Origin of the sequence: Streptomyces phytophilus, assembly GCF_013870535.1 — a bacterium.
Taxonomy (GTDB): domain Bacteria; phylum Actinomycetota; class Actinomycetes; order Streptomycetales; family Streptomycetaceae; genus Streptomyces; species Streptomyces phytophilus.
Genome location: NZ_JACBXC010000714.1, coordinates 1 through 3104 on the forward strand (window position 1 = coordinate 1; position 3104 = coordinate 3104).

At 75.1% G+C, this 3104-nt stretch carries 3 protein-coding genes; 1 reads left to right on the top strand and 2 read right to left on the bottom strand.

Annotated features, from left to right (window positions below):
* On the bottom strand, positions 1-537 hold a 537-nt coding region (locus H5J30_RS24010), incomplete at its 3' end, for an HAD family hydrolase (protein ID WP_181789452.1).
* 62 nt (positions 538-599) lie between these two features.
* Positions 600-1583 (bottom strand): right-handed parallel beta-helix repeat-containing protein, encoded by a 984-nt coding sequence (locus H5J30_RS24015; protein ID WP_181789453.1) that lies wholly within the window; start codon positions 1581-1583, stop codon positions 600-602.
* A 217-nt stretch (positions 1584-1800) separates the two neighbouring features.
* On the opposite strand from H5J30_RS24015, the gene H5J30_RS24020 reads away from it, so the two are divergent.
* Positions 1801-2838, top strand: coding sequence for a lactonase family protein (locus H5J30_RS24020; RefSeq protein WP_181789454.1), 1038 nt, complete (start codon positions 1801-1803; stop codon positions 2836-2838).
* The last annotated feature ends 266 nt before the right edge of the window (positions 2839-3104 follow it).

Here is a 3104-nt window from a genome sequence, read left to right on the forward strand (position 1 = left end):
CGCGGCCTCCCACCCCGGCGGCGCGTCCTCCACCACCGCGCAGTCCGCCGGCCGTACGCCCAGCCGCCGGGCCGCCTCCAGGAACACGTCCGGCTCCGGCTTGCCCCGCGGGACCTCCTCCGCCGAGACCAGCGTCGTGAACAGCCCGTCGAGCCCGGCCGCCGGCAGCACCGCCTCGATGGCGGCGCGCGAGGAGCCGGACGCGACGGCGATCGGGCAGCCGGCCGCGCGCAGCTTCTCGGCGAACGTCCGCATCTGCGGGTACGCCTGGGTCGACGCCCGCGCCAGCTCCAGGTACGCGGCGTTCTTCTCCGCCAGCAATTCCGCCACCGGCGCCGCGAGCCCGTACCGTTCGCGCAGCGTGTGCAGCGTCTCCCGGGTGCCCACACCCAGGAACCCGGCGTGCTCCTCCCAGGTGAAGCCCGTGACGCCGTGCGCTTCGAGCACACGGCGCCCGGCCTCGTAGTAGTTCGGTTCGCTGTCGACGAGTGTGCCGTCGAGGTCGAAGACGACGGCGGTGGTACCGGTGGCGCTCATACGGCAAGCATGCCAAGCCCGGCACGAAGCGGACTGCCCGGGTCCGCCGGCCGGGGCAGAGGTCAGCCCGTGACCGGGATCCCGGGGTTGACCAGGCCGCGGCCGCCGGTGACGGTGTTGCTGCCGGAGACGGTCACGGGGCAGTTCTGCGCGTCGTAGTTGGTGACGTTGATGGCGTACCGGTCGGGGCCGGTCGCGCCGCCGAGGTCGGACCTGTTGCCGCGGAACGTGGCGTTGCAGCCCCAGCCGTCCTGCACTTCGTGGGTCTGGTAGCCGTCGTTGGTCGTGCCGCGGCCGGTGTTGTCCGCCACCAGCACGTCGTTCCCCTTGATGTCGACCCACGAGTCGTCGTAGTTCGCGCCGGTCAGGCCGCTGCCGTCGAAGGTGTTGCCGATGATCCGGGCGCCGGTCGTGCCCTCCTTGATGTCGATGTTCTCGCCGCCGACGCCGGGGCCGATCGTGTTGCCCTCGATGAGGATGCGGTCGCTGCGGTCGCCGGTGCCGCCCGCGCTGCCGACGTAGACGCCCTCGCCCATGCCGCGGCCGTCCTGGCCGGTGTCGTGGATCCGCGAGTCGGTGATCGAGCCGTCGGAGCTGGAGTTGCGGAAGTGCACCGCCTCCATGTCCAGGTCGTGCACGGTGACGGAGGCGATGGCCACGTGGTCGGCGTCGTCCAGCACGATGCCCTTCTGCCCGCCGGTGACCGTGAACCCGGTCAGGTTCCAGTACGAGGCCCCGTCCAGGTGCAGCCCGTAGCCGCCGCCGGTGACCAGCACGGCGGCGGCGGAGCCCGTGAGGGTGACGGGTGCCGAGCCGCTGCCCGAGGCGGTGATGTCGAAGTTGCCGCGGTACGAGCCGTCGGCCAGGCGGATCGTGTCGCCGGGGCCGGCGGCGGCGAGCGCCGCCTCCAACTCGTCGGCGGTGGACACGTCGATCACGTCGGCGGCGTCCGCGGGCCGCGCGGCGGCCGTCGTCTGGATGCCGCCCACCAGGGCGGCGGCGGACAACAGGGCGCCCGCGATCCGGGTGGTGTGCGCTCCGTGCATGCTGAGTCTCCTCGCGTCCGGTGGTCCCACGGTGCGCGGCCCCTGCGCGTACGGCATTGTCCTGCACACCCGCGGAACGCGGTACGTGGCCTTCGCGCCGCCGTCGCGCGGGGCCGTCCCGGGCGGCGCCGCCGGCGTGGGGAGTTGGCCGGACGGGCGGGAGATCGTCGGGTAGGGTCGCCCGGACCGGCCGGGACCTGGTGGAAGGAGAAGGCGCATGGGTGAATCGGTTCTGCGGGCTTGTGTCGGCTCGTTCTCCAGCGGTGGCGGCGCCGGGATCACCGTCGCCGACATCGACCCCGGCACGGGCGCCCTCACCCCGCGGCACTCGACCGACGCCCTGCGCGACCCGTCGTTCCTCGCCGTCGCCGACGGCGGTCTGCTGTACGCCGTGAGCGAGACCGAGAGCGGCAGCGTGGCCGCGTTCCGGCTCGCCGACGACAAGCCCGAGCCCGCCGGCGACCCCGTGCCCGTCAGCGGCGACCACCCCACCCACCTGGCGCTCGCCGGCGGCCACGTCATCACCGCCAACTACGCCTCCGGCAGCTTCAGCACCGTCCCCGTCACCTCCGACGGCACGCTCGCGGGACCCGCCGCCCTGCTCCAGCACGAGGGCAGCGGCCCGGTCGCGGAACGCCAGGAGGGCCCGCACGCCCATCAGGTGGTCCCCGATCCGACCGGCCGCTGGATCCTCGGCGTCGACCTCGGCACCGACTCCGTGCTCGTCTGCGCCCTCGACACCGAGCGCGGCGCCCTGCGGCTGAACCACGAGGTGCCGCTGCGCCCCGGCACCGGCCCGCGGCACCTGGTCTTCCACCCGGACGGCCACCGCGTCTACGTCGCCTGCGAGCTGGAGCCCGTCGTCACCGTCTGCTCCTGGGACGCGGCCACCGGCACCCTCGAACCGCTCGCCGAGGCCCCGCTGCTGACCGCCGAGCCGGACGCCACCCCGTACGCCTCGGGCATCGCGGTCTCCCCGGACGGCCGCTTCTGCTGGGCCGCCGTCCGCGGCCCCGACGTCGTCGCCACCCTCGCGCTCGACGAGGAGGGCGGGGTGCGGGAACTCGTCTCGAACACCCCCTGCGGCGGCACCTGGCCGCGGGACCTCGCGATCGACCCGCGGGGCCGCCACCTCTACGCGGCCAACGAGCGCTCCGGGGACGTCACCTGGTTCGAGATCGACAGCGCGACCGGCACCCCGCGCCGCACCGGCTCGGCCGCGGTGCCGGCGGCGTCGTGCGTCGTGTTCGCCTGACCCGGGGCCGGCGGCGGGCCCGTACCCCCGGCCCCTGAAACAGCGGCGCCGCCGGCTCCCGCCGGCGGCTCGCGAAGTCCTGCCCGGGGCCCGCGCCCCGCCCGTACGGCCGCGTCAGCGCATCGGCGACCCGGCGGGCTGCGGCGCGATGCCCAGCGTCGTCGTGTACTGCGTCAGCGCCAGCTGCCCCACCGACGGGTACGGCCCCAGCGGCTCCGCCGCCTCGCACGCCGCCTCCTGCGCCGCGGCGGCCAGCATCTCCGCGG

Coding starts and splice junctions, on each gene's coding strand:
- H5J30_RS24015 (WP_181789453.1), bottom strand. CDS start 1,583: ATGCACGGAGCGCACACCACCCGGATCGCGGGCGCCCTGTTGTCCGCC.
- H5J30_RS24020 (WP_181789454.1), top strand. CDS start 1,801: ATGGGTGAATCGGTTCTGCGGGCTTGTGTCGGCTCGTTCTCCAGCGGT.